Below are 22,523 nucleotides of genomic sequence, written 5' to 3' on the forward strand. Positions count from 1 at the left end.
TAGAAGACAGAATGCGAAAAAGGCGTTCTGGCAGTGTGATTTGCTGCCAGAGCGCCTTTTTCATATGATAGGAAATTACGTCCTATCATATAAAAACGCTCCGCGAGGATGTGCCAAGGCACATTCTTTTGTGAAAAAAATCAGGAATCCTCAACGGTCAGCAGCCGCAGACCGATATCGGACCAGGTGTTCCCGATCAGATACGAGGTATAATTCTGGCCGGCTACAATTTCAATCTGTGCGGAGAGCAGTGCCTCTGCCTGATTGTTTCCGGCAATGGTGCCGGAGCCGCCAAAGCCAATGACTATGATCGGAATCTCGCGCAGGAAGGAGTAATTGCCTGAGCTTGTTACGTAGAACTGGTAGGTACCGGCCATGGCCTGCTTATATGGGGTAACGGTCTGGAAGGCCACGTTCCGGAATATGGTTTCGCCGCCGTAAAGCAGCAGATCATACCGAGAGCCACTGTAGGTCATGTTGGCGAAGCGGTAGCAGCCGGTATTGTAGGCACGGGTATTACAGCCGGTGTCGGAAATCTGAACCATTTCCAGACCGCCGGAGGCAGAATCTACCAGAACCATAGTTACCTTTTTGCCAGCGGTAAACGGAAAGTTCTGCCGAAGAAGCACGGAACGCATGCCGGAGGCACGGCGAACGGTAACCGTATGGAAACCATCTGAGATCCAGTCATAGTTCGAGATGGTGCCGAAGCGGGAATTGATGGCATACGCAGTACCATCAATGGTGATGTTGACGGCAAAGCTGTTGGTGGAGGCATTTAAGAACCGCACCTGTCCGTAATAACGCGGGGAAATTGCGGGGTTCGTGGGAGTAAGAGGCAGGAAGCTGTTGCCCCAGCTGTTTCCGTGATGTCCCCAGTGGTTGTTGCCGTTATTGTCCCAGTCCCAGTTTCCGCCGATGGCTCCAGGGGTGCTGTTTCCCGGATAGACCGGTCCGCCCTCACCGGGATCCGGAAGCGGAGCCACAGGGATGTTTGCCGCATCGTCTGGATAGACTGCCTTTTCTTCTTCCAGCTCCGGAAGCGGAGCCGCCGCATCGTTGTCACTTATATCAGAAGTTCCATTGTAATGTGTATCATTTTCAGCCATATTGCGCCTCATTGCTTTTTACTGTACTGTATGAAACGGCAGGCCCCACGGTGCCGGAAAATATAAAGTTTTCGGGCTTCCATTGGGACGGATCATGGATTATAATGAAAGAATATGGATGGAAAGCCGGTATGAAAGGCAGAAGGGAGAACGGATATGGGACTTCAGGTGAGAGTCTGGGGAGTTCGCGGGTCCGGGCCGGAATGTGGTCCGGAATATCAGGAATATGGGGGAAATACCTCCTGCGTGACAGTCCATACAAAAGACAAAACGGTGATCCTGGATGCCGGAACCGGGATCGGAAATTTTGACCGGAGCTTTAAGCGGCAGATAGAAGGAAAGCGCAGACGTCTGGATCTTCTGCTCAGTCATTTCCATATGGATCATCTGATGGGGCTGTATGGCTGTTCCTTCCTTTTTGATCCGCAGATGGAAGTCCATATTTATGGGGAACGTTTTGGAGAGAAAGGTCTGAAAGAATGCCTCTGCCGGATGTTTGGACCGCCTTACTGGCCGCTTCCGTTAGATCAGCTTCCGGCTCTGGTCCGGTTTCATGAAATTCAGGCGGGAGATGTATTTTTGCTGGAGGATCAGATCCGGGTGCAGACACTCCGTGGCGTACATCCGGGCGGGAGCATCTTATACCGGCTGGAGGAGGCAACGCAAGGGCCGGAGCCAGCCAGCGTCGTGTACGGGCTTGACTGCGAGCTGACCGATGCGATGCTTCAGAAGCTGAAAGAGTTTGCCGCAGCCTGTGACCTGCTGATCTGTGATGCCTGCTACACGGAGGCGGAGCTTATGCTCAGGCAGGGATGGGGACATGGTTCCATCGAACGATGCCGGAAGCTGCGTCAGGCAAGCGGAGCGCAGCAGGCGCTTTTCATGCATTATGAACGGAGCTATCGGGATACATTTCTGCGAGAGCAGGAGAAAATGTCACTGGCGCAGGATCCGGCCTGTCTGTTTGCGCGGGAAGGCATGGCTCTCAGGGTACATGGCAATGACAGATGACAATAGAAAGACGAAAATACGGTTTGGAGAATAGCCTGAATTGAAAATCGGAAGGAGCTACTTATGACGCAAAAGGAAATGCAAAGCATTTTGGAGATCGGCACAGCCATTTCTTCGGAAAAGGATTATAACCGGCTGCTGGAGATGATCTTAAACCGGATCATGGAACTGACCCATGCCGATGCCGGAACTCTTTATCTGGCAGACGGGGATGTGCTGCGATTCAAGATCATGCGCAACAATACCATGCACACCTATGAGGGAGGGGATGGAAAGGAGCCAAATCTTCCTCCGGTCAGGATGAGCAGGGAAAATGTCTGTGCCATGTGTTATCTGGAAAACAGGACTGTCTGCATTGAAAATGTGCGGACCTCCACGGAGTACGATTTCTCCGGTCCGGTCCGTTATGATGCCATGACCGGATATCACACCCAGTCCATGCTGGTAGTTCCCATGCATAACCGCCAGGGAGAGCGTCTAGGTGTGATCCAGCTCATCAACGCTATGGATGCAGCGGGGAATGTCTGCGCTTTTCCGGCAGATATCATTCCGGCGGTGGAATCTGTAGCCTCCCAGGCAGCCATTACCATTCAGAATGTTCTTTATATTGAGAACATCAAGGAGCTGTTCGAATCCTTCGTACGTGTCATGTCCTCCGCGGTTGACGAAAGAACCCCTTACAATGCAAGTCATACACGCCATATGGTGGAATACGGACGTCATTTTATTGATCATCTCAATGAAACGGCGAAAGCAGAGGGCAGGGAACCATGGTTTGACGCGGAACACAGGCACGAGCTTCTTATGAGTGTCTGGCTGCACGATATCGGAAAGCTGGTAATCCCGCTGGAGGTCATGAATAAAGAGGCGAGACTGCTGCCGGAGCAGAAGTCCGAAATCCTGCACCGCTTTGAGAAGATGCGCCTGCTGGCACAGATTGCATGCTTAAAAGGAGCTATTTCCGGAGAAACCCTGGAAAAGCGGCTGGAAGAATTAAAACAGGCCGGGGACACCATTCTTCGTGCCAATACAGCCGGATTTTGCCCGGACGATCTGCGGGAGGAGATCTGCCGAATCCGTGAGAAAACCTATACGGAAGAGGATGGCAGCGAAAAGCCGTGGCTTGAGGAGGAAGAATTTCAGATGCTTATGATCCGCAAGGGAACTTTGTCGGAAAAAGAACGTGCTGTCATGGAAAGTCATGTGGTCATCACCGACAAGCTGCTTTCTGAGATCCGTTTCTCCAAAGAGCTGTCCCATGTAAGGGAATGGGCGGTCAGTCATCACGAGCTTTTAAACGGAAGCGGTTATCCGAAGCATTTGATGGCAGAACAGATCCCGATGGAGGTGCGCATCATCACGATCCTGGATATATTTGATGCGCTGGTGGCAGATGACCGGCCGTACAAGCCTGGCATGCCCGTGGAAAAGGCACTTGGAATCCTGGATATTATGGCAGACAAAGAAGGAAAGCTGGATCCGGAGCTGACCCGGCTGTTTAGGAAAAGCCGCTGTTGGGAAAAGGACTGATAGTGTTACTTAAAATGAAAAATATAATTTGATGTTACAGCTGTTTTATGCTAATATCAATAGTTGGGCAGATAGAGGATTATCTGTCGCGAAAAAAATAGAAAACTTGTAGCTATATCATAGCAGCTCTCGAAAAGCACCGGGTGACCAGTACGTTCAAAAAGTATGTGGCACCGCAGATCGTGCAGGAGATTTTAGACAGCGGCAATCCGGAGGCTCTGATGGTAGGCGGGAGAGTCGTAAACATTGCCGTGTTATTTGTGGATATCCGCGGCTTTACTACCATGTCTGAGAAACTAATACCTTCCGAGGTGGTAGAGATCTTAAATCAGTATCTGACTCTGATCGCGGACTGTATTATGCGAAACGGAGGAACACTGGACAAATTCATCGGCGATGCAGCCATGGCATTCTGGGGAGCTCCGCTTCCGCAGGAAGACTATGTGATGAAGGCTGTCCGGGCGGCAGAAGATATGCGCCAGGGCTCCGATGAGCTTTCCAAAGTCTTGATGGAAAAATACGGGCGAACCGTATCCTTTGGCATCGGGGTTCATGTAGGAGATGCGGTGGTTGGAAATATCGGTTCTCCGCAGCGTATGGATTACACGGCCATCGGAGATACGGTCAATACCTCGGCACGTCTGGAGGCAAATGCCCCGGCACGTACGATTTTCATATCCCGCGAGGTAGCAGACTGTCTGGAAGGACGTATCCGTGTAACATCCCTGGGAACCAGTATTAAGCTGAAGGGAAAATCAGATATGGAAATCCTGACGATGGATGAGATCCTGGAATAGGGAAGAGAAAAAGGCTCTTATGCAAAAAGATTTTATAAAAATCAGCATAAGAGCCTTTTTTAAAAAAACAAAAAAGTCGAAAATCTTTGACTTCAAAGATCTTCGACTTCTTGAGAGCTGCTGACGGGAATCGGACCCGTGACCTCCGCACTACCAATGCGACGCTCTACCGACTGAGCCACAGCAGCGAACCTCGTATAATATAGCATGGGATTTGCGGAATGTCAACAGTATTTTTGAAAAAAATGAAAAAAATTTGGAACCCATTTACCCCCTTTCCCATTTCAGGGAAATGTGTTATGATAAGTTATTATCATGCGGCATAAAGCAAGACGCCCGCAAACAGTATGGAGGACTTCACGATGGAAAAAGAAAAAGAAGTTTTAGAGACAGCGGAAGAGAAAGATGTTGTTTCCAAGAACTTTATTGAGCAGGAGATCGATAAAGATCTGGCGGAGGGTGTTTACGATCACGTTCAGACCCGTTTCCCGCCGGAGCCGAACGGTTATCTGCATATCGGACATGCAAAGTCCATTTTATTAAACTACGGTCTTGCCCAGAAATACGGCGGCAAGTTCAACTTAAGATTTGATGATACCAACCCGACCAAGGAAAAAACCGAGTTTGTCGAGTCTATCATGGCGGATGTCAAGTGGCTGGGCGCAGACTTTGAAGACAGACTGTTCTTCGCATCCAACTACTTCCAGCAGATGTACGAGTGCGCGGTTCTTCTTATAAAGAAAGGAAAAGCCTTCGTCTGTGACCTGACTGCGGATCAGATCCGGGAATATCGCGGTGATTTCACCACCCCGGGTAAGGAAAGCCCGTACCGCAACCGCAGCATCGAGGAGAACTTAAAGCTTTTTGAGGAAATGAAAGAGGGCAAGTATCAGGATGGTGAGAAGGTGCTTCGTGCCAAGATTGATATGGCTTCTCCGAATATCAACATGAGAGACCCGGTCATCTACCGTGTAGCCCGTATGACACACCACAACACCGGCGATGCATGGTGCATTTACCCGATGTATGACTTTGCCCATCCGATCGAGGATGCCATTGAGCATATTACCCATTCCATCTGTACCCTGGAGTTTGAGGACCACCGTCCGCTGTACGACTGGGTGGTACGCGAGTGTGAGTTTGAGAATCCGCCGCGTCAGATTGAGTTTGCAAAGCTGTACCTGACAAACGTGATCACCGGTAAGCGTTACATCAAGAAGCTTGTTGAAGACGGCATTGTAGACGGCTGGGATGATCCGCGTCTGGTTTCCATTGCTGCGCTGCGCAGACGGGGCTACACTCCGGAAGCGATCCGCAAATTTGTAGACCTGGTTGGCGTATCCAAGGCAAACAGCTCAGTTGACTATGCTATGCTGGAGTACTGTATCCGTGAGGATCTGAAATTAAAGAAGGCCCGCATGATGGCAATCCTGGATCCGGTGAAGCTGGTCATCGACAACTATCCGGAAGGCCAGACAGAGATGCTCGAGGTTCCGAACAATCTGGAGAATCCGGAGCTTGGCTCCCGCATGGTTCCGTTCGGCAGAGAGCTCTATATTGAGCGTGAGGACTTTATGGAGGAACCGCCGCGCAAATACTTCCGTCTGTTCCCGGGCAATGAGGTTCGTCTTATGAGTGCGTACTTTGTAACCTGTACAGGCTTTGAGAAGGATGAGAACGGCAATATCACGGTCGTACACGCAACCTACGATCCGGCTACCAAGAGCGGTTCCGGCTTCTGTGAGCGTAAGGTAAAGGGCACCATCCACTGGGTTGCAGCCGAGACTGCAAAGCAGGTTGAGGTGCGCCTGTATGAGAATATTGTAGATGAGGAAAAGGGCAAGTTAAACGAGGATGGAAGCCTCAACTTAAACCCGAACTCTCTGACTATCTTAAAGAATTGTTATGTTGAGCCGGCTCTTGCAGAGGCAAAGGCTTATGACAGTTTCCAGTTTGTCCGCAATGGCTTCTTCTGTGCGGACTGCAAGGACAGCAAGCCGGGCGAGCCGGTGTTTAACCGTATCGTTTCCTTAAAGAGCTCCTTTAAGATTCAGAAATAATCGATTGGATTAGGGGATAGGATTATGGAACTGTTGATTCCGCTTGATTCCCGGTCAAAAAAACCACTGTATGAACAGATATACTCCCACATCCGCGCGGAGATCCGAAACGGTTCCTTAAAAGCAGGGGAACGGCTTCCATCCACGCGGGTGCTGGCGGAGCATTTGAAAGTCAGCCGCAGCACAACGCAGATGGCCTATGACCAGCTGCTTGCCGAGGGATACATGGAAGCCCGGCCGTGCCGCGGCTATTTTGTCAGTCATCTGGAGGAACTGGTGGAGACCGGAGCAACCGGCACCGGCGAGATGGAGACTACCGTAGAGCCGGATGCCGGTTGGCGCGTCGATTTTTCGCCGCGGGGCATTGACCTGGACAGCTTTCCATACCATGTGTGGAGAAAGCTGAGCCGGAATACTCTGGTAGATGATAACAAAGAGATGTTTCATTCCGGAAATCACCAGGGAGAACCTGGCTTTCGGGAGGCAATACGCAGCTATCTGCATTCGGCACGCGGTGTCAACTGCAGCCCGGAGCAGATTATTGTAGGTGCGGGAAGTGAGTATCTGCTGATGCTGCTGTCCCAGATCCTCGAAGGAAGACACGTGATCGCCATGGAAAACCCGACCTACAAACAGGCCTACCGGGTCTTCCAGAGCCTGGGCTATGAGGTCTGCCCGGTGGAGATGGACGCAAATGGCATGGAGCCGGAGCTTTTGGCTGAATGCGGGGCAAATGTGGCCTATGTGATGCCATCTCATCAGTTCCCGACGGGAATCGTTATGCCGGTCGGGCGGAGACAGGAGCTCTTAAAGTGGGCCCAGGAGGCGCCGGACCGTTATATTATAGAGGATGATTACGACAGTGAATTCCGGTATCGCGGAAAGCCGATTCCGGCGCTTCAGGGCATGGACCGGAATGGCAGGGTGATTTATCTTGGCACGTTTTCCAAATGCATTGCGCCGGCTATCCGTGTCAGCTATCTGGTACTGCCGCTTTCACTTTTAGTCCGTTACCGCAGCCAGACTTCTTTCTATGCTTCTACGGTGTCACGCATTGATCAGAACATTTTGTATCAGTTTTTATCAGGAGGACATTTTGAACGGCATTTAAACCGGATGCGTGCGATCTACAAAACCAAGCATGATCTTTTGCTGGAGCAGGTGGAACCGCTGCGAAAACAGTTTGAGATACGTGGAGAGCATGCAGGTCTTCATATTCTGCTGACATCCAGAAACGGCGTGCCGGAGGAAGCACTGATCCGGAAAGCGGCAGAAGCAGGAGTCAGGGTCTATGGTCTGAACAGCTATTTCATTCACCCGGAACACAACCACCGCCCGTCGACTGTGGTGCTTGGGTATGCAAGCCTGAGCGAGGAGCAGATCGTAGACGGCATACACCTTCTCAAAACATGCTGGGGGATTCAGAACGCAGATTTTTCAGAAATGTAAAAGAAGCAGGATATGGAGAGTAAGAAAACTCCATGTCCTGCTTCTTGCGTTATGCATGATGTTAAGCCTCTGTGTCTTCGCTGACTGTTGTAGCAGAGACCTCTTCGCCGGAAACAGGCTGTTTCTCAGCCGGTTCTTCATCAGGTTCCTCATCAACAGTAATCTCTTCTGCCTGATCAGCAGCGGCTTCCAGCTTTGCAGCGGTTTCTTCCATGGTATCGGAGACGGCTTCCACCGCACTTTCCATGGCGTCAGCAGTTTTGATCACAGCGTCCTCAGCAGCGCTTTCAGCCTTTTCTACGGTATCTTCTGCTGAAGCGGCAGCTTTCTGCGCACCGTCTCTGGCAACACTGACAGCCTCGCGGGTGTTATCGGCCACGATAGCAGCAGCATCCTTTACCATGTTTTTTGCGGCACTGGCAGCATCCTTGGCGGCGTTCATCATGTCGCCTGCGGCTACCAGGAACTCGTCCTTATCTGCATGGAGGGAAACATAGTTGCGGCTCATGGTACTGTCCGGCACTTCGGTTTCGTCCTCATCCTCAAAATCGTGGAAATCTTCATCCAGCTCCTTGTTAAAAGACCGGTATTTCGTCAGGTAAGAAATGCCGGCTGCAGCAGCTCCTGCAATGGTTAAGAGGGCTGCCAGTTTTCCAAAAGCTTTTTTTGCCATACCCCTGTACTCCTTTCTTTGAACATTCGTTCCGGTTCCATTTCTCTCCAGTTACGAATATTCTTTATAAAAGTAATTCTAATACGAAGAGAATAAAAAAGAAAGGGGAAAGTTATAAAAATTCGATAAAATTAGCACTCAACTCTTGACAGTGCTAACAACACGTGCTATAAATGGTAATGTACATCAGAGAGGGGGTTTAAGAGTCCCCGAAAAGAAAAGCGTTCGTTCACAATATGTGGATCGCAACAAAAATAGATTCGATGTAAGGAGGAGTTATCCATGAAATTAGTACCGTTATTTGATCGGGTTGTATTAAAACAGCTTGTGGCAGAGGAGACTACCAAATCTGGTATCGTGCTTCCGGGCCAGGCAAAAGAGAAACCGCAGCAGGCAGAGGTTGTAGCAGTAGGACCTGGCGGTGTGGTTGACGGAAAAGAGATCACCATGCAGGTAAAAGCAGGTGACAAGGTTATCTACTCCAAGTACTCCGGAACCGAAGTAGAGGTTGATGATGAGAAGTACGTTGTTGTAAAGCAGAATGATATTCTGGCAGTAATCGAGTAAGATATATCTATATATTATTGATAGAAACTGGAGGATTTTGAATCATGGCAAAGCAGATTAAATATGGCGTTGAAGCCAGAAAAGCTCTGGAAGCAGGCGTAAATCAGTTAGCAGATACTGTTCGTGTGACCCTTGGACCGAAAGGAAGAAACGTAGTTCTTGACAAGTCTTTCGGTGCTCCGCTCATCACCAATGATGGTGTGACCATCGCGAAAGAGATCGAGCTGGAAGACCCATTTGAAAACATGGGTGCACAGCTGGTAAAGGAAGTAGCTACCAAGACCAACGATGTAGCTGGTGATGGTACCACGACCGCAACCGTTCTGGCTCAGGCTATGATCAACGAAGGCATGAAGAACCTGGCAGCAGGCGCTAACCCGATCGTATTAAGAAAGGGCATGAAGAAAGCAACCGAGGCTGCTGTTGAGGCAATCGCAAAGATGAGCCAGCCAATCTCCGGCCGTGATAGCATCGCGCGTGTTGCATCTATTTCCGCAGCAGACGATGAAGTCGGCGAGATGGTAGCAGACGCTATGGAGAAGGTTTCCAAGGACGGCGTTATCACCATTGAGGAGTCCAAGACCATGAAGACTGAGCTTGACCTCGTAGAAGGTATGCAGTTCGACCGTGGTTATGTGTCCGCTTATATGTGCACCGATATGGACAAGATGGAAGCAAATCTGGATGACCCGTACATCCTGATTACCGATAAGAAGATTTCCAACATTCAGGAGATCCTTCCGATTCTGGAGCAGATTGTACAGTCCGGTTCCAAGCTGCTGATCGTGGCAGAGGATATCGAGGGCGAGGCTCTGACTACCCTGATCGTCAACAAGTTAAGAGGAACCTTCACTGTTGTGGGTGTGAAAGCACCGGGCTATGGCGACAGAAGAAAAGAGATGTTAAAAGACCTGGCTATCCTGACCGGCGGTACTGTTATCTCCGAGGAGCTTGGTCTGGAACTGAAAGATACCACCATGGAACAGCTTGGTCGTGCGAAATCTGTTAAAGTACAGAAGGAGAACACCATCATCGTTGACGGCTGCGGCAACAAGGAAGAGATTGCTGCAAGAGTTGCCCAGATCCGTGCTCAGATCGCAGAGACCACTTCTGAGTTCGATAAAGAAAAACTGCAGGAGCGTCTTGCAAAGCTGGCAGGCGGTGTAGCTGTTATCCGCGTTGGCGCTGCAACCGAGACTGAGATGAAGGAAGCAAAGCTCCGTATGGAGGATGCGCTGTCTGCAGCAAGAGCAGCAGTTGAGGAAGGTATCATCGCAGGCGGCGGTTCTGCATATGTACATGTAACCCAGGAGATCAAGTCTGTAGTAGACGCTCTTGAGGGCGATGAGAAGACCGGCGGTAAGATTATCCTGAAAGCTCTGGAAGCTCCGCTGTTCCATATCTCCGCAAACGCAGGTCTTGAGGGCTCTGTTATCATTAACAAGGTAAAAGAGTCTCCGGTAGGTTTTGGCTTTGATGCGTACAAGGAAGAGTATGTAGACATGATAAAGGCCGGTATCCTTGATCCGGCTAAGGTAACCAGAAGCGCACTGCAGAACGCAACCAGCGTGGCATCCACCCTTCTGACTACTGAGTCTGTAGTAGCTAACATTAAGGAAGAGACTCCGGCTATGCCGGCAGGCGGCGGTATGGGCGGAATGATGTAGTGAGCGCAAAGGAAAAATAAGCGGCTGCGAAGCAGACATTTATTTTTCATGCGCCACTAACGAGTGAACCGTCTGCGTCAGCAGACATGGAGCGCGTCAGCGCGGGGTTCACGAGTGGATCTTTGGCAAGAAATATCCAACAAACGCACAGGCGAATCACTCCAATCGGGGTGGTTTCGCCTGCTTTTTTTGCCTAAAAATATACGCGGACAATTTCCTCGCAGAAGTATTTGACAAGCGGACAGAAATTTGCTACAATATGCAATTAATAAGTCAAATAGATTCCACAGCGATGAAATATTAGCTGAGCTAATAATAAAAATGCGATTGCCATGGAATCTTTATGAACATAAAACTAAAGAAAGAGAGGAAACGAATAATGGGTACAATTATTGGTGAGGGCATTACGTTTGACGATGTGCTCCTGGTGCCGGCTTATTCACAGGTTATTCCGAATCAGGTAGATTTAACCACCTATCTGACCAAGAAAATCAAACTGAACATTCCACTTATGAGTGCGGGTATGGATACCGTTACAGAACACCGTATGGCAATTGCCATGGCGCGTCAGGGCGGTATTGGTATCATTCACAAGAACATGTCAATTGAAGCACAGGCAGAGGAAGTAGATAAGGTAAAACGTTCAGAGAATGGTGTCATCACAGATCCGTTTTTCCTCTCCCCGGAGCATACCTTAAAAGACGCAGACGAGCTTATGGCAAAGTTCCGCATCTCCGGTGTGCCGATCACAGAGGGACGCAAGCTGGTTGGTATTATCACGAACCGTGACTTGAAATTCGAGGAGGATTTCTCGAAAAAGATCAAGGAGTGTATGACTTCTGAGCATCTGGTTACCGCGAAAGAGGGAATCACCCTTACCGAAGCAAAACGCATTCTTGCAAAGGCAAGAGTCGAGAAGCTTCCGATCGTAGATGATGATTTCAATTTAAAGGGACTTATCACCATCAAGGATATCGAGAAACAGATCAAATATCCGCTGTCTGCAAAGGACGAACAGGGACGCCTGCTCTGCGGCGCGGCCGTTGGTATTACTGCAAATGTTTTAGAACGTGTCAGCGCACTGGTTAAGGCTCATGTGGATGTGGTTGTTCTCGATTCTGCTCACGGACATTCTGAGAATGTACTGCGCTGTGTCAGAATGATCAAGGAGGCTTATCCGGATCTGCAGGTTATCGCAGGTAATGTAGCAACCGGCGAAGCAACCAAAGCTCTCATCGAGGCTGGCGTGGATGCTGTCAAGGTTGGTATCGGACCTGGCTCAATCTGTACTACCCGTGTGGTTGCAGGTATTGGTGTTCCGCAGATCACTGCAGTTATGGACTGTTATGCAGTCGCAAAAGAGCACGGTATTCCGATCATCGCAGATGGCGGTATTAAGTACTCCGGAGATATCACAAAGGCCATTGCGGCTGGAGGTAATGTCTGCATGATGGGAAGCATGTTTGCCGGATGTGACGAGAGCCCGGGAACTTTCGAGCTGTATCAGGGCAGAAAGTACAAAGTATACCGTGGCATGGGCTCTATTGCAGCAATGGAGAACGGCAGCAAGGACCGCTATTTCCAGTCTGATGCAAAGAAGCTGGTTCCGGAAGGCGTTGAGGGCCGTGTTGCATACAAGGGCATGGTAGAGGATACCGTATTCCAGATGCTTGGTGGACTCCGTTCCGGTATGGGCTACTGTGGAGCAAAAGACATCCAGACCTTACAGGAGACCGGACGTTTCGTAAAGATTTCCGCAGCATCCCTGAAAGAGAGCCATCCGCATGACATCCACATCACCAAAGAGGCTCCGAACTACAGTGTGGATGAATAAAATCGTTAATTACAAGTCAAGATGAAGAACCAGAATACCGCCGTGTTTTACATGGCGGTATTTTTGTGTTATACTGAAAATACAGAAAAAAACTAGATGGAATGGTGGCATTGACAGAAAAATTATGGTAAAATCTAAGTTACTATGTTTTGATAGAAGATGGAGAATGACTTTATGCTGAATGAAGACAAGATCAGACTGATGACAAGCATTGCCATGTTTGAAAAACATGAGAGGAAACATATCTTTCCGGCAAGCCGCTACTTCCGCAGTGATTATATCAGCGGCCGGATGCTCCGCTCGTTTTTTGCCTATACGGTCTGCTTCATTTTATGTGCCATGATGTGGGTGCTTTCCAACATGGAACAGCTTCTGAATGTGATGGAACTGGATGCAGTGATCGCTGCAGTCAGAACCGGTGCTGTTTTGTATGTGACAGGTCTGATCCTGTATCTGATCATAACCTGGTTTGTCAGCAGCAGGCGCTATGAATATGCACGGCGCAGCATGCGGGTTTATATTGCAAAGCTGAAAAGACTGGAAAAACGGTACGATGTCCAGAACCGTACCAGAGAACTGACAAAGGAGGGCAGCCGCTATGATGATATTTCTCGTACTTAAAGAACGGCTGAAATCATTTTACGGAAAATACGCGACACCGGTCAACGGTGTTATCAAATTTATATACAGCTTCGTGGCTATGGCATTGCTGAATGGCAATATTGGTTACCAAACAGAACTTACCGGTCCCGTGGCCATGGCAGTGGTGGCACTTTTCAGTGCGTTTCTTCCCTATGGTGCGATCGGGTGTATGCTGGGAGCAGTCATGCTGGCGCACATTTATGCCGTATCTATGGAGACTGCGCTTATTACGGCAGTCATCTTGATCATTCTGATCCTGCTGTATTACGGATTCCAGCCGGGGGACAGCTTCTGGCTGGTGCTGACGCCTGTGGCATTTTTACTGAAAATCCCATTCGCAGTGCCTCTTCTGGCAGGATTGTCCGGAAGCCTTCTTACTGTGATACCGGTAGGAAGCGGAGTGGTGATCGCATTCATCATTTCCTATGTCAAGCAGAATGCCGGCCTGCTGACAAATGATACCTCGGTGGATATTACCCAGAAATTTGTGCAGATCATCCGAAATCTTCTGCTGAATCAGGAGATGATGCTCATGATCATGGTGTGCGCAGTCGGGATCCTCTGCGTGTATCTGCTTCACAACATGTCACTGGATTACGCATGGGAGATCGCCATTGTGACCGGAACCATCGCACAGCTGGCAGCAGTCTTTGTGGGAGATTTCCTGTTTCATGTATCCATGCCGGTACTGCAGCTTCTGATCGGAGCACTGCTTTCCCTGGCGGTGGCACTGCTGTATCATTTCTTTGTGTTCACAGTGGATTACACGCGTACAGAATACGTACAATATGAGGATGATGATTACGTATACTATGTAAAAGCAGTTCCCAAGGTAGCAGTTACGCGTACAGATGTAAAAGTACAGCGCATCAACAACCCCGTGCGCGGCAGACATGACCGGGGAACAGAAAACTACAAGGAGCGCAGGTAGGCAGGCGGCATACAGCAGTGCCGCAGCGGACTGTCGCAGAGTCGTGGGCAGAACACGATGAGGATATAGTTAAGAAAGAGAGGACCAGGTATGACTGGCATTTTCCAGGATTTGGAGATGGTTTTTCAGGGCATGTGCTCCTGGATTTCCTTTTTGCCAAGAATTACATTTTCAAATGTTACCGAGATCATCATCCTGACGATCCTGGTTTATTATGCGCTTTTATGGATCAAGAGTACCAAGGCCTGGTATCTGCTGCGCGGCATTGCCATGATCATGGCGTTTGCAGTGGCGGCAGCAATCTTTCACTGGGACACGATCCTCTGGATCCTTGGAAGAACCGGCGGTATCGCGGTAACGGCGCTGGTGATCATATTCCAGCCGGAGCTGCGCAAGGCGCTGGAGCAGCTTGGAAGCCGGAATCTGATTTCTGAGCTGTTTTCGTTTGATGACAACCGGGAAAATCAGGGCTTTTCTGACCGCACGGTCAATGAGATCGTCAAGGCTACCTTTGAGATGGCCAAGGTAAAGACGGGGGCCCTGATGGTGATTGAGCGCAATGTTTCCTTAAAAGAGATTGAACGTACCGGCATTGAGATCAATGGACTGGTAAGCAGCCAGCTCCTGATCAATATTTTTGAACATAACACTCCGCTTCATGATGGTGCGGTCGTGATTCGCGGCAACCGCGTGACGGCAGCAACCTGTTATCTGCCATTGTCTGACAATATGACCATCAGCAAAGATCTGGGAACCAGACACCGTGCAGCAGTCGGTATCAGCGAGGTGACAGACAGCATCACTGTAGTAGTTTCGGAGGAGACCGGACGAGTTTCCGTAGTGGAAAAGGGTGGACTGAGAAAGGTTGCGACAGCAGACGAGCTGCGAAAAGCACTGGCAGTGGCTGAAGCTCAGGAAGAAACCAATGGAACACTGTTAAAGATCTGGAAGGGAAAGCGCAGAAATGAAAGAAAAGCTGATAAATAATCTTGGACTGAAGATTCTTTCCTGTTTTCTGGCGTTTTTTATGTGGCTGGTCGTTGTGAATGTCTCAAACCCGGAGGTGACCGGAAGCAAGGAGGTCCCGCTGGAGATTGTGAACGAGCAGGTGCTGACCAAAGCAGGAAGAACCTATGAACTGGGCGGAAAAGACACGGTGACCGTATATTTTGATGTTCGCGTCAAAGATGCATATAAGATCCGTTCCTCCGATTTCCGTGCCTATGTAGATCTGGCTGAGCTTTACGATGTGACCGGATCGGTACAGGTCAAAATCGAAGTACTGAATAACAAGGAACTGATATCTAACGCAGAGAGCCGTCCGGGCGTAGTGCGTATTCAGACAGAAGAGCTGCAGAGCAAACAGTTTTCGCTGATCATGAATACCTACGGAAATCTGGCAGAGGATTACGCGATCAATAAGGCAATCCTGACTCCGGATCATGTTATGGTGGAGGGACCAACCTCTCAGGTAGGCCTGATCAATCATGTCGGGATCGAATTGAATGTGAATGGACTGGAAAGTGGAACAGACGGAACGGCTGAGCCGGTATTTTATGATGCCAACGGCAATGAGATTACAGTCAGTGACCGGGTACGCGTAAGTCCTGCAGAGATTCAGTACAGCCTGGAGGTCAGCAAGGTGAAGAATCTGCCGCTTGATTTCGAGGTAACAGGAACAGCAGCTTCCGGTTATCAGTATACGGGTGTGGAGTGCAGTATCAAGAGTGTTTCCGTGTTTGGGCTTAAGAACAGCCTGGCATCCGTTAATAAGATCACGATACCGTCTTCGGTACTTAGTGTAGCCGGGGCAACGCAGGATAAGGTGGTGACCGTTAATTTAAACGATTATCTTCCGGAGGATGTAAATCTGGCCAATACAGATGATGCAAATGTGACCATTCGTTTGAAGGTCGAACAGCTTACCACCAGGATCATAACTCTGGGAGAGCCGGATATTTCCATGGAGAATGGTGCAGATTATTATCATTACCATCTGTCTCCGGCGCGGATTGAAGTGAAGCTTCAGGGATTGAAGGAAGATCTGAACACACTCAAGCCGGCAGACTTAAAGGCAACGGTGAATTTGTCCGGCATGCAGCTGGGAACCTATACCGGCACCCTGAATATGGGTGGTCTCGGCAAAAACTTTAAACTCCTGTCGGTTTCTGCATTCAGCGTGGAAGTGACAGCGGGAGGTCCTGCTGCCCAGTTGGAGCAGACAACGGCAGATAAGGAAGAGGCAGATGAGGAAGATTCTGCTGCTGAAAACAGCAATACAAAAATACAAGACACAGAGACGAGCGGCGCAAACGCCGGCTGACAGAAAGAGGGATAACATGGTTAGCAGAAAAATTGTTATCAAAAATGTATCAGGACTTCATCTTCGCCCGACCGGGGTATTATGTAATGAAGCCATCAAGTACAAATCATCAATCAAATTTCATTCCGGTAACACCACATCTAACGCGAAAAGTGTGCTCAGCGTGCTGGGTGCCTGCATCAAGTGCGGTGATGAGGTGGAGTTTATTTGTGACGGACCGGATGAACAGGAAGCCCTGGATGGGGTCATTGGTGTGATCGAAAGCGGTCTTGGGGAGTAAAAGAACATCAAAATGATGCGATCCGCAGATTTGGTTCTGCGGTTCCATATACAAATCAATAATTAATAAGGAGGATGTATCATGTTAAAAGGTACAAATGTTTCTTCCGGAATCGGCATTGGGAACGCCGTGATTGTAGAAGAAAAAGAACTGGTGATCAGACGGGAGGCTGTAGCAGATGCAGCAGCCGAGGTGGAGCGTTTTAAGGGAGCGCTAGACACTACGCTTAAGAAAACCGAGGAGCTTGCGGCAGATCTTGCGACCAGAGTAGGGGAGAAGGAAGCAGAGATCATGCAGGGCCATATGATGCTTCTGATGGATCCGATGCTGACCGGAGAGATTGAGACGGCCATTACCGGAGAAAGCATCTGCGCAGAATATGCGATCGAGCAGGTCTGCACCACCTATGCGGATATGTTTGCATCCATGGATGACGAGCTGATGCAGCAGAGAGCAACCGACATGCGTGATATCAAGGAGCGTATGCAGCGGGAACTGCTTGGCCTGGAGAGCGTGGATATCGCAGCACTTCCGGCAGGCACCATCCTGGTTGCGAAGGATCTTACCCCGTCCATGACAGCAGGGATCAGACCGGAAAATGTAGCCGGCATTGTCACAGAACTTGGGGGCAAGACCTCCCACAGTGCGATCCTGGCCCGGGCGCTGGAGATTCCTGCAGTAGTAGCAGTACCAGATCTGATGAGCCAGGTCGAGAATGGTCATGTGATCGTATTAGATGGAAGTGAAGGCATCGTTTATGTAGATCCGGACCAGGCTGTGGTAGATGAGTTTGCCGCCAAACGTGAAAAGTTCCTGAAAGAGAAAAAGGAACTGGAGCAGTACATTGGAAAGCCGACCGTGACTAAGGACGGTGTGCACATTGAGTTGGTTGCCAACATCGGAAAGCCACAGGATCTGGAAAAGGTTCTTCAGTATGACGGCGAGGGTGTAGGCCTGTTCCGTACAGAATTTCTGTTTATGGACCGCACGGCTATGCCGACGGAGGAAGAGCAGTTTGAGGCATATAAAGCGGTGGCAGAAGGACTGAAAGGAAAACCGGTTATCATCCGCACGCTGGACATCGGCGGTGACAAGGAAATTCCGTATATGGGTCTTACCCGGGATGAAAATCCGTTCCTGGGCTACCGTGCAATCCGTTTCTGCCTGGACCGCAAAGATGATGTATACAGACCTCAGCTGCGCGCACTGCTGCGTGCCAGCGCTTATGGCAATATCAAGATCATGGTGCCGATGGTGACCTGTATCGAAGAGCTTCGCGAGGCAAAGGCTCTGATCGAAGAAATCAAGAAAGAACTGGATGAAAAGAACATCCCATATAAAAAAGATATAGAAGTTGGTATCATGGTGGAGACAGCGGCTGCATCCCTGATGGCAGATGTATTTGCAAAGGAAGCAGCATTCTTCAGCATCGGAACCAATGACCTGACCCAGTACACCATGTCCGTGGATCGCGGAAATGATAAGGTGTCTTATCTGTATTCCACGTTTAATCCGGCTGTGCTGCGCAGCATCAAACGCATTATCACCTGCGGACGAGAAGCCGGCATCATGGTAGGCATGTGCGGAGAAGCGGCAAGTGATCCGCTGATGATTCCGCTGCTTCTGGCTTTTGGCCTGAATGAGTTCAGCATGAGTGCATCTGCAATCCTGTTTTCCAGAAAGCTGATCACCGGGTACAGCGTTGAGGAGCTTCAGGCTGTGGCAGACAAGGCCATGAGCTTTGCAACCGCAGCGGAGGTTGAGGCGTACATGAAAGCCTTTGCGGCTGGTCAGGCATAAATCAGAATTACTGGCTGTCACCTGCATTGCGGGCGGCAGCCATTTATAAAAAGAAGAAAACACATTTACATGAGGAGAGACGATCATGGCAGTTTATCTTATCTGTTATCTGGCATCTTATATACTTGCCCGGTTTGACCACTATCTGGTATCCGGCGTTCTGCTTCTGGCATCGGCTATCTGGCTTTATATGGAGGACTACCGGAAATATAAGAATCTGATCCATCTGCGTGGTCTGTTCTCTCTGTTCTGGGTGGGCGGCGAGGGACTGGCTTGCCTGAAACTGAGCAATTTACAGACGGACTGGTCAGGCATGACCTGGTTCTGTCTGTTCCTGGCGTACATAGGCTTCTGGCTGGTGTTTGAAGCTCTGGTCCAGGCGTATGGATCCGGATACGATGGTTATGGCCGCTGGAGAAGCTTCTCCGGAGATCCAAGGCCGGTATTTACCATGATCTGCGCTCTTACTGCAGTCTCACTTGTCTGCTTTATCACAGAGTCGGTCGTGCTGGGCTATGTACCGCTGCTTTTACGTGGAGTTCCGCATGCCTACTCGGAATTCCATCTCACGGGAATTCATTATTTCACAGTCTCCTGTGTGCTGGTCCCGTCTCTGACGGTTCTCTACATTCATATGCGAAACGGACGGGGCAGTGAGAAGCTTCTCATCGCTGCACTGGTCATGACGGGCATTTCCCTGCTGATCCCGATCCTCTGCGTATCCCGTTTTCAGCTGGTATTTGCAGTGCTGCTGGCGGCGTTTACCTATATTTCCCTGCAGAAACTGTTTCATCCGGGATGGCTTCTGGGACTTTTCGTGGTGCTGCTTCCGTTTTATCTGATCCTGACTGTGGCAAGAAGCCACAATATTGAATATCTGAACGGGATTTTTGAGATGAAGAGAGCATCCATGCCGATCTTTATCAGTCAGCCATATATTTATATTGCAAACAATTATGACAATTTCAATTGCATGGTGGAAGCACTTCCCGGGCACAGCTTTGGGCTGAAGGGACTGTTTCCGCTGTGGGCATTGTCCGGACTGAAGTTTTTCTTTCCGCAGCTGATCAATTTCCCGATTTATGTGGATAAGACCGAGCTGACCACTCTGACTCTGTTTTACGATTCCTATTATGATTTTGGATGGATCGGAGTGCTGCTTTTTTCCTGCATTCTGGGAGCTGTTGCCTATATCCTGGTCGTGAAGCTTAGGGAGATGCGAAATCCACTGGGATATCTTTTGTATGCGCAGTTTGCGGCATATCTGATGCTATCCTTTTTTACCACCTGGTTTTCCAATACGACCACCTGGTTTTATCTGATCCTGACCGGGATCATGGCTTTGTTTTACCATCTGCGGGCAAGCCGCTGGTAATATAAATGAAATACTGCGATGAGGAGGATATGGAAATGATTTCAAAAAAAATGAATCCGCTGGTCCAGAATAACTCTGTGATCCGGGTAATGTTTGAAGAGGGAAAACGCCTGGCAGCCATTTACGGTGCGGAAAATGTTTATGATTTCAGTCTTGGAAACCCAAACGTACCGGCGCCGCAGGAGGTGGAAGATTCCATTCTCGAAACACTGAAGGAAGAGGAATCCACCTTCATCCACGGTTATATGAGCAATTCCGGTTATGAAGATGTGCGCGAGACCATCGCCTGCGATTTAAACCGATGTTTTGGTACAAAATTTCATCAGGGAAATATCCTGATGACCGTAGGTGCTGCCAGTGGTCTGAATATTATCTTAAAGACCATCCTGGATCCGGAAGATGAGGTCATGACCTTTGCTCCATACTTTGTTGAGTATGGAAACTACGTGCGCAACTATGATGGAAAGCTGGTAGTGGTATCTCCGAATACTGTGGACTTCCAGCCGAATCTGGAAGAATTCGCCCGGAAGATTACCGCACGCACCAAGGCTGTCATCATCAATACTCCAAATAATCCGACCGGTGTTATTTATTCGGATGCAACCCTGACCAGACTGGCAGACATCCTTCGGGAAAAAAGTGCGGAGTTTGGAACCGAGATCGTGCTGATTTCCGATGAGCCTTACCGGGAACTGGCTTATGATGGGGCAGTGGTGCCATATGTGACAAAATACTACGCAAACACTGTGGTATGCTATTCTTACAGTAAGTCTTTATCCCTTCCGGGCGAGCGTATCGGTTATCTGGTCATCCCGGATGAGCTGACAGAGAGCAGAGATGTCTTTACTGCGGCAACCATCGCAAACCGGGTGATCGGATGTGTCAATGCTCCGTCCCTGATCCAGCGGGTGATCAAACGCTGCATCGAGAAAGGGGCCGCTGTGAATCTGGATGCTTATGACAAAAACAGGAATCTGTTATATAACAGCTTAAAGAAATACGGTTTTGAATGTATCAGACCGGAAGGTGCTTTCTATCTGTTTGTGAAGGCTCCGGTTGCGGATGATAAAGCGTTCTGTGCACAGGCTCAGAAACACAATCTGCTTCTGGTACCGGGAAGCTCCTTTGCATGCCCGGGCTACGTTCGTATTGCTTATTGCGTATCATATGAGCAGATCGAGCGCTCCATGCCGGCATTTGAGGCGTTGGCAAAAGAGTATGGACTGATGAAATAATCGGATTTTAAAGAACGAAAAACGACAGACAGGAGGACACGAAGATGAGAGCATGGGAGAGTAATATTCGTAAAGTAGTTCCTTATGTACCGGGAGAGCAACCGAAGGGGGACCGGCTGATTAAATTAAATACCAATGAAAATCCATATCCGCCGGCGCCGGGGGTGGCGGAGGCATTAAAACATATGGATATCGACCGCTTCCGCAAGTATCCGGATCCGACCGCATCCGATCTGGTGCATGCGCTGGCAGAGTATTACGGTGTGGGCGATGATCAGGTGTTTGTCGGAGTTGGATCCGATGATGTCATTGCGATGAGCTTTCTGACCTTCTTTAACTCCGATAAACCGGTGTTATTCCCGGATGTGAGCTATTCCTTCTACAAGGTCTGGGCTGATCTGTTTGCCATTCCTTTTGAGACTCCGGCTCTGGATAAACAGTTCTGTATTCGTCCGGAAGACTATTACCGTGAAAATGGCGGTGTGATCTTCCCGAATCCGAACGCACCGACCGGTCTTCTGTTATCGTTAGAGAATGTGGAGGAGATCATCCGTCACAATCAGGACGTGGTGGTGATCGTAGATGAAGCATATATTGATTTTGGCGGAAAATCCGCTCTGGAACTGACTGCAAAGTACGAGAACCTGCTGGTGGTACAGACCTTCAGTAAATCCCGTTCCATGGCCGGTATGCGCATCGGCTTTGCCATCGGTCATCCGGATCTGATCAAGGCGCTGAATGATGTCAAATATTCCTATAACTCCTACACCATGAATATGCCGTCTATCATTCTGGGAACGGAGACCGTGAAGGATGACGCGTATTTTCGGGAGACGGTCCAAAAGATTATCGACACCAGAGAATGGTCAAAGAACCGCCTGACAGAGCTTGGATTTACCTTCCCGGACTCCATGTCCAACTTCATTTTTGCCTCTCATAACCGGGTTCCGGCAAAGAAGCTGTTTGAGGCGCTGAAACAGCAGCAGATTTATGTGCGCTATTTTGACCAGCCAAGGCTTTCTAATTATCTTCGTATCAGCATTGGCACGCGGGAGGAGATGGAAGCACTGTTTGCGTTCCTGGAGAAATATCTGGCGGAGTAGATCAATCTTTGGGTATGAAAATGGAAATATCGGGGAAAAGTATGAAAGCGATCAGCTCATCGACAAAGTCGGTGTGACATGATTTTGGCCCGTGATTATGAAAATGCAGAGCAGTCACGGACGAAATAAGAAGGTGA

Annotated in this window: 19 protein-coding genes and 1 tRNA gene; 17 read left to right on the plus strand and 3 right to left on the minus strand. The window is 49.3% G+C overall.

The genetic code is table 11. The annotated features are described in order from the left end of the window. Positions 1-140: 140 nt before the first annotated feature. The gene (locus ACMP1L_RS03120) at positions 141-1,109 is read right to left on the minus strand and encodes a DUF4397 domain-containing protein (RefSeq protein ID WP_418451986.1); all 969 of its coding nucleotides are present in this window, start codon (positions 1,107-1,109) and stop codon (positions 141-143) included. Positions 1,110-1,265: 156 nt separating this feature from the next. Between ACMP1L_RS03120 and ACMP1L_RS03125 the strand changes: the two genes are divergently transcribed. From ACMP1L_RS03125 to ACMP1L_RS03135, 3 genes are all read left to right on the plus strand, one after another. Continuing rightward, positions 1,266-2,120 carry an MBL fold metallo-hydrolase gene (locus ACMP1L_RS03125; protein ID WP_418451987.1) on the plus strand — a complete coding sequence of 285 codons (855 nt, stop codon included), beginning with the start codon at positions 1,266-1,268 and terminating at the stop codon, positions 2,118-2,120. A gap of 63 nt (positions 2,121-2,183) precedes the next feature. Further along, complete coding sequence (locus ACMP1L_RS03130) at positions 2,184-3,650, plus strand: HD domain-containing phosphohydrolase (protein WP_418451988.1); 1,467 nt, start codon at positions 2,184-2,186, stop codon at positions 3,648-3,650. 143 nt (positions 3,651-3,793) lie between these two features. Further along, positions 3,794-4,447 carry an adenylate/guanylate cyclase domain-containing protein gene (locus tag ACMP1L_RS03135; protein WP_418451989.1) on the plus strand — a complete coding sequence of 218 codons (654 nt, stop codon included), beginning with the start codon at positions 3,794-3,796 and terminating at the stop codon, positions 4,445-4,447. 115 nt (positions 4,448-4,562) lie between these two features. Here the strand turns inward: ACMP1L_RS03135 and ACMP1L_RS03140 are convergent. Then, positions 4,563-4,635: transfer RNA gene (locus ACMP1L_RS03140), tRNA-Thr, on the minus strand. A 174-nt stretch (positions 4,636-4,809) separates the two neighbouring features. Here ACMP1L_RS03140 and ACMP1L_RS03145 point away from each other — a divergent pair. After that, complete coding sequence (locus ACMP1L_RS03145) at positions 4,810-6,507, plus strand: glutamine--tRNA ligase/YqeY domain fusion protein (RefSeq protein ID WP_118733335.1); 1,698 nt, start codon at positions 4,810-4,812, stop codon at positions 6,505-6,507. A 24-nt stretch (positions 6,508-6,531) separates the two neighbouring features. Beyond that, positions 6,532-7,956 (plus strand): MocR-like pyridoxine biosynthesis transcription factor PdxR, encoded by a 1,425-nt coding sequence (gene pdxR, locus ACMP1L_RS03150; RefSeq protein ID WP_418451990.1) that lies wholly within the window; start codon positions 6,532-6,534, stop codon positions 7,954-7,956. Positions 7,957-8,017: 61 nt separating this feature from the next. Here the strand turns inward: pdxR and ACMP1L_RS03155 are convergent, their stop codons facing one another. Continuing rightward, positions 8,018-8,629, minus strand: coding sequence for a hypothetical protein (locus tag ACMP1L_RS03155; RefSeq protein ID WP_418451991.1), 612 nt, complete (start codon positions 8,627-8,629; stop codon positions 8,018-8,020). Between the two features lie 282 nt (positions 8,630-8,911). Between ACMP1L_RS03155 and ACMP1L_RS03160 the strand changes: the two genes are divergently transcribed. From ACMP1L_RS03160 to hisC, 12 genes are all read left to right on the plus strand, one after another. Further along, entirely contained in the window at positions 8,912-9,196 is a 285-nt protein-coding gene (locus ACMP1L_RS03160; protein ID WP_118733338.1) for a co-chaperone GroES, read from the plus strand. A gap of 44 nt (positions 9,197-9,240) precedes the next feature. After that, positions 9,241-10,863 (plus strand): chaperonin GroEL, encoded by a 1,623-nt coding sequence (gene groL / locus ACMP1L_RS03165; protein WP_418451992.1) that lies wholly within the window; start codon positions 9,241-9,243, stop codon positions 10,861-10,863. Between the two features lie 379 nt (positions 10,864-11,242). Then, positions 11,243-12,697 carry an IMP dehydrogenase gene (gene guaB / locus ACMP1L_RS03170; protein WP_418451993.1) on the plus strand — a complete coding sequence of 485 codons (1,455 nt, stop codon included), beginning with the start codon at positions 11,243-11,245 and terminating at the stop codon, positions 12,695-12,697. 174 nt (positions 12,698-12,871) lie between these two features. Continuing rightward, positions 12,872-13,318 (plus strand): hypothetical protein, encoded by a 447-nt coding sequence (locus ACMP1L_RS03175; protein ID WP_177303315.1) that lies wholly within the window; start codon positions 12,872-12,874, stop codon positions 13,316-13,318. Then, the gene (locus ACMP1L_RS03180) at positions 13,296-14,270 is read left to right on the plus strand and encodes an ABC transporter permease (protein ID WP_177303316.1); all 975 of its coding nucleotides are present in this window, start codon (positions 13,296-13,298) and stop codon (positions 14,268-14,270) included. Before ACMP1L_RS03175 ends, ACMP1L_RS03180 begins: the two co-directional genes overlap by 23 nt. Positions 14,271-14,360: 90 nt before the next feature. Continuing rightward, entirely contained in the window at positions 14,361-15,257 is an 897-nt protein-coding gene (cdaA, locus tag ACMP1L_RS03185; RefSeq protein ID WP_177303317.1) for a diadenylate cyclase CdaA, read from the plus strand. Beyond that, positions 15,235-16,593, plus strand: coding sequence for a CdaR family protein (locus ACMP1L_RS03190; RefSeq protein ID WP_418451994.1), 1,359 nt, complete (start codon positions 15,235-15,237; stop codon positions 16,591-16,593). The genes cdaA and ACMP1L_RS03190 overlap by 23 nt, the downstream gene beginning before the upstream one ends. A gap of 16 nt (positions 16,594-16,609) precedes the next feature. Next, positions 16,610-16,873: an HPr family phosphocarrier protein gene (locus ACMP1L_RS03195; protein WP_118733344.1), complete on the plus strand. Its 264-nt coding sequence runs from the start codon at positions 16,610-16,612 to the stop codon at positions 16,871-16,873. Positions 16,874-16,954: 81 nt separating this feature from the next. Further along, on the plus strand, positions 16,955-18,673 hold the full coding sequence (ptsP, locus tag ACMP1L_RS03200) for a phosphoenolpyruvate--protein phosphotransferase (RefSeq protein WP_177303319.1): 1,719 nt from the start codon (positions 16,955-16,957) through the stop codon (positions 18,671-18,673). An 85-nt stretch (positions 18,674-18,758) separates the two neighbouring features. Beyond that, positions 18,759-20,048: an O-antigen polymerase gene (locus ACMP1L_RS03205; RefSeq protein ID WP_418451995.1), complete on the plus strand. Its 1,290-nt coding sequence runs from the start codon at positions 18,759-18,761 to the stop codon at positions 20,046-20,048. Positions 20,049-20,083: 35 nt separating this feature from the next. Next, entirely contained in the window at positions 20,084-21,283 is a 1,200-nt protein-coding gene (locus ACMP1L_RS03210) for a pyridoxal phosphate-dependent aminotransferase (protein WP_418451996.1), read from the plus strand. Between the two features lie 44 nt (positions 21,284-21,327). After that, entirely contained in the window at positions 21,328-22,386 is a 1,059-nt protein-coding gene (hisC, locus tag ACMP1L_RS03215; RefSeq protein ID WP_418451997.1) for a histidinol-phosphate transaminase, read from the plus strand. The last annotated feature ends 137 nt before the right edge of the window (positions 22,387-22,523 follow it).

Source organism: Ventrimonas sp. (assembly GCF_048380235.1).
Lineage (GTDB): Bacteria > Bacillota > Clostridia > Lachnospirales > Lachnospiraceae > Brotaphodocola.

What these genes read in the sequence shown, in the direction of transcription:
- ACMP1L_RS03160 (WP_118733338.1), top strand. Translation starts at nt 8,912, where the DNA reads ATGAAATTAGTACCGTTATTTGATCGGGTTGTATTAAAACAGCTTGTG.
- ACMP1L_RS03205 (WP_418451995.1), top strand. Translation starts at nt 18,759, where the DNA reads ATGGCAGTTTATCTTATCTGTTATCTGGCATCTTATATACTTGCCCGG.
- ACMP1L_RS03175 (WP_177303315.1), top strand. Translation starts at nt 12,872, where the DNA reads ATGCTGAATGAAGACAAGATCAGACTGATGACAAGCATTGCCATGTTT.
- ACMP1L_RS03145 (WP_118733335.1), top strand. Translation starts at nt 4,810, where the DNA reads ATGGAAAAAGAAAAAGAAGTTTTAGAGACAGCGGAAGAGAAAGATGTT.
- ACMP1L_RS03125 (WP_418451987.1), top strand. Translation starts at nt 1,266, where the DNA reads ATGGGACTTCAGGTGAGAGTCTGGGGAGTTCGCGGGTCCGGGCCGGAA.
- ACMP1L_RS03195 (WP_118733344.1), top strand. Translation starts at nt 16,610, where the DNA reads ATGGTTAGCAGAAAAATTGTTATCAAAAATGTATCAGGACTTCATCTT.
- cdaA (WP_177303317.1), top strand. Translation starts at nt 14,361, where the DNA reads ATGACTGGCATTTTCCAGGATTTGGAGATGGTTTTTCAGGGCATGTGC.
- guaB (WP_418451993.1), top strand. Translation starts at nt 11,243, where the DNA reads ATGGGTACAATTATTGGTGAGGGCATTACGTTTGACGATGTGCTCCTG.
- pdxR (WP_418451990.1), top strand. Translation starts at nt 6,532, where the DNA reads ATGGAACTGTTGATTCCGCTTGATTCCCGGTCAAAAAAACCACTGTAT.
- ACMP1L_RS03120 (WP_418451986.1), bottom strand. Translation starts at nt 1,109, where the DNA reads ATGGCTGAAAATGATACACATTACAATGGAACTTCTGATATAAGTGAC.
- groL (WP_418451992.1), top strand. Translation starts at nt 9,241, where the DNA reads ATGGCAAAGCAGATTAAATATGGCGTTGAAGCCAGAAAAGCTCTGGAA.
- hisC (WP_418451997.1), top strand. Translation starts at nt 21,328, where the DNA reads ATGAGAGCATGGGAGAGTAATATTCGTAAAGTAGTTCCTTATGTACCG.
- ACMP1L_RS03155 (WP_418451991.1), bottom strand. Translation starts at nt 8,629, where the DNA reads ATGGCAAAAAAAGCTTTTGGAAAACTGGCAGCCCTCTTAACCATTGCA.
- ACMP1L_RS03210 (WP_418451996.1), top strand. Translation starts at nt 20,084, where the DNA reads ATGATTTCAAAAAAAATGAATCCGCTGGTCCAGAATAACTCTGTGATC.
- ptsP (WP_177303319.1), top strand. Translation starts at nt 16,955, where the DNA reads ATGTTAAAAGGTACAAATGTTTCTTCCGGAATCGGCATTGGGAACGCC.
- ACMP1L_RS03130 (WP_418451988.1), top strand. Translation starts at nt 2,184, where the DNA reads ATGACGCAAAAGGAAATGCAAAGCATTTTGGAGATCGGCACAGCCATT.
- ACMP1L_RS03180 (WP_177303316.1), top strand. Translation starts at nt 13,296, where the DNA reads ATGATGATATTTCTCGTACTTAAAGAACGGCTGAAATCATTTTACGGA.
- ACMP1L_RS03190 (WP_418451994.1), top strand. Translation starts at nt 15,235, where the DNA reads ATGAAAGAAAAGCTGATAAATAATCTTGGACTGAAGATTCTTTCCTGT.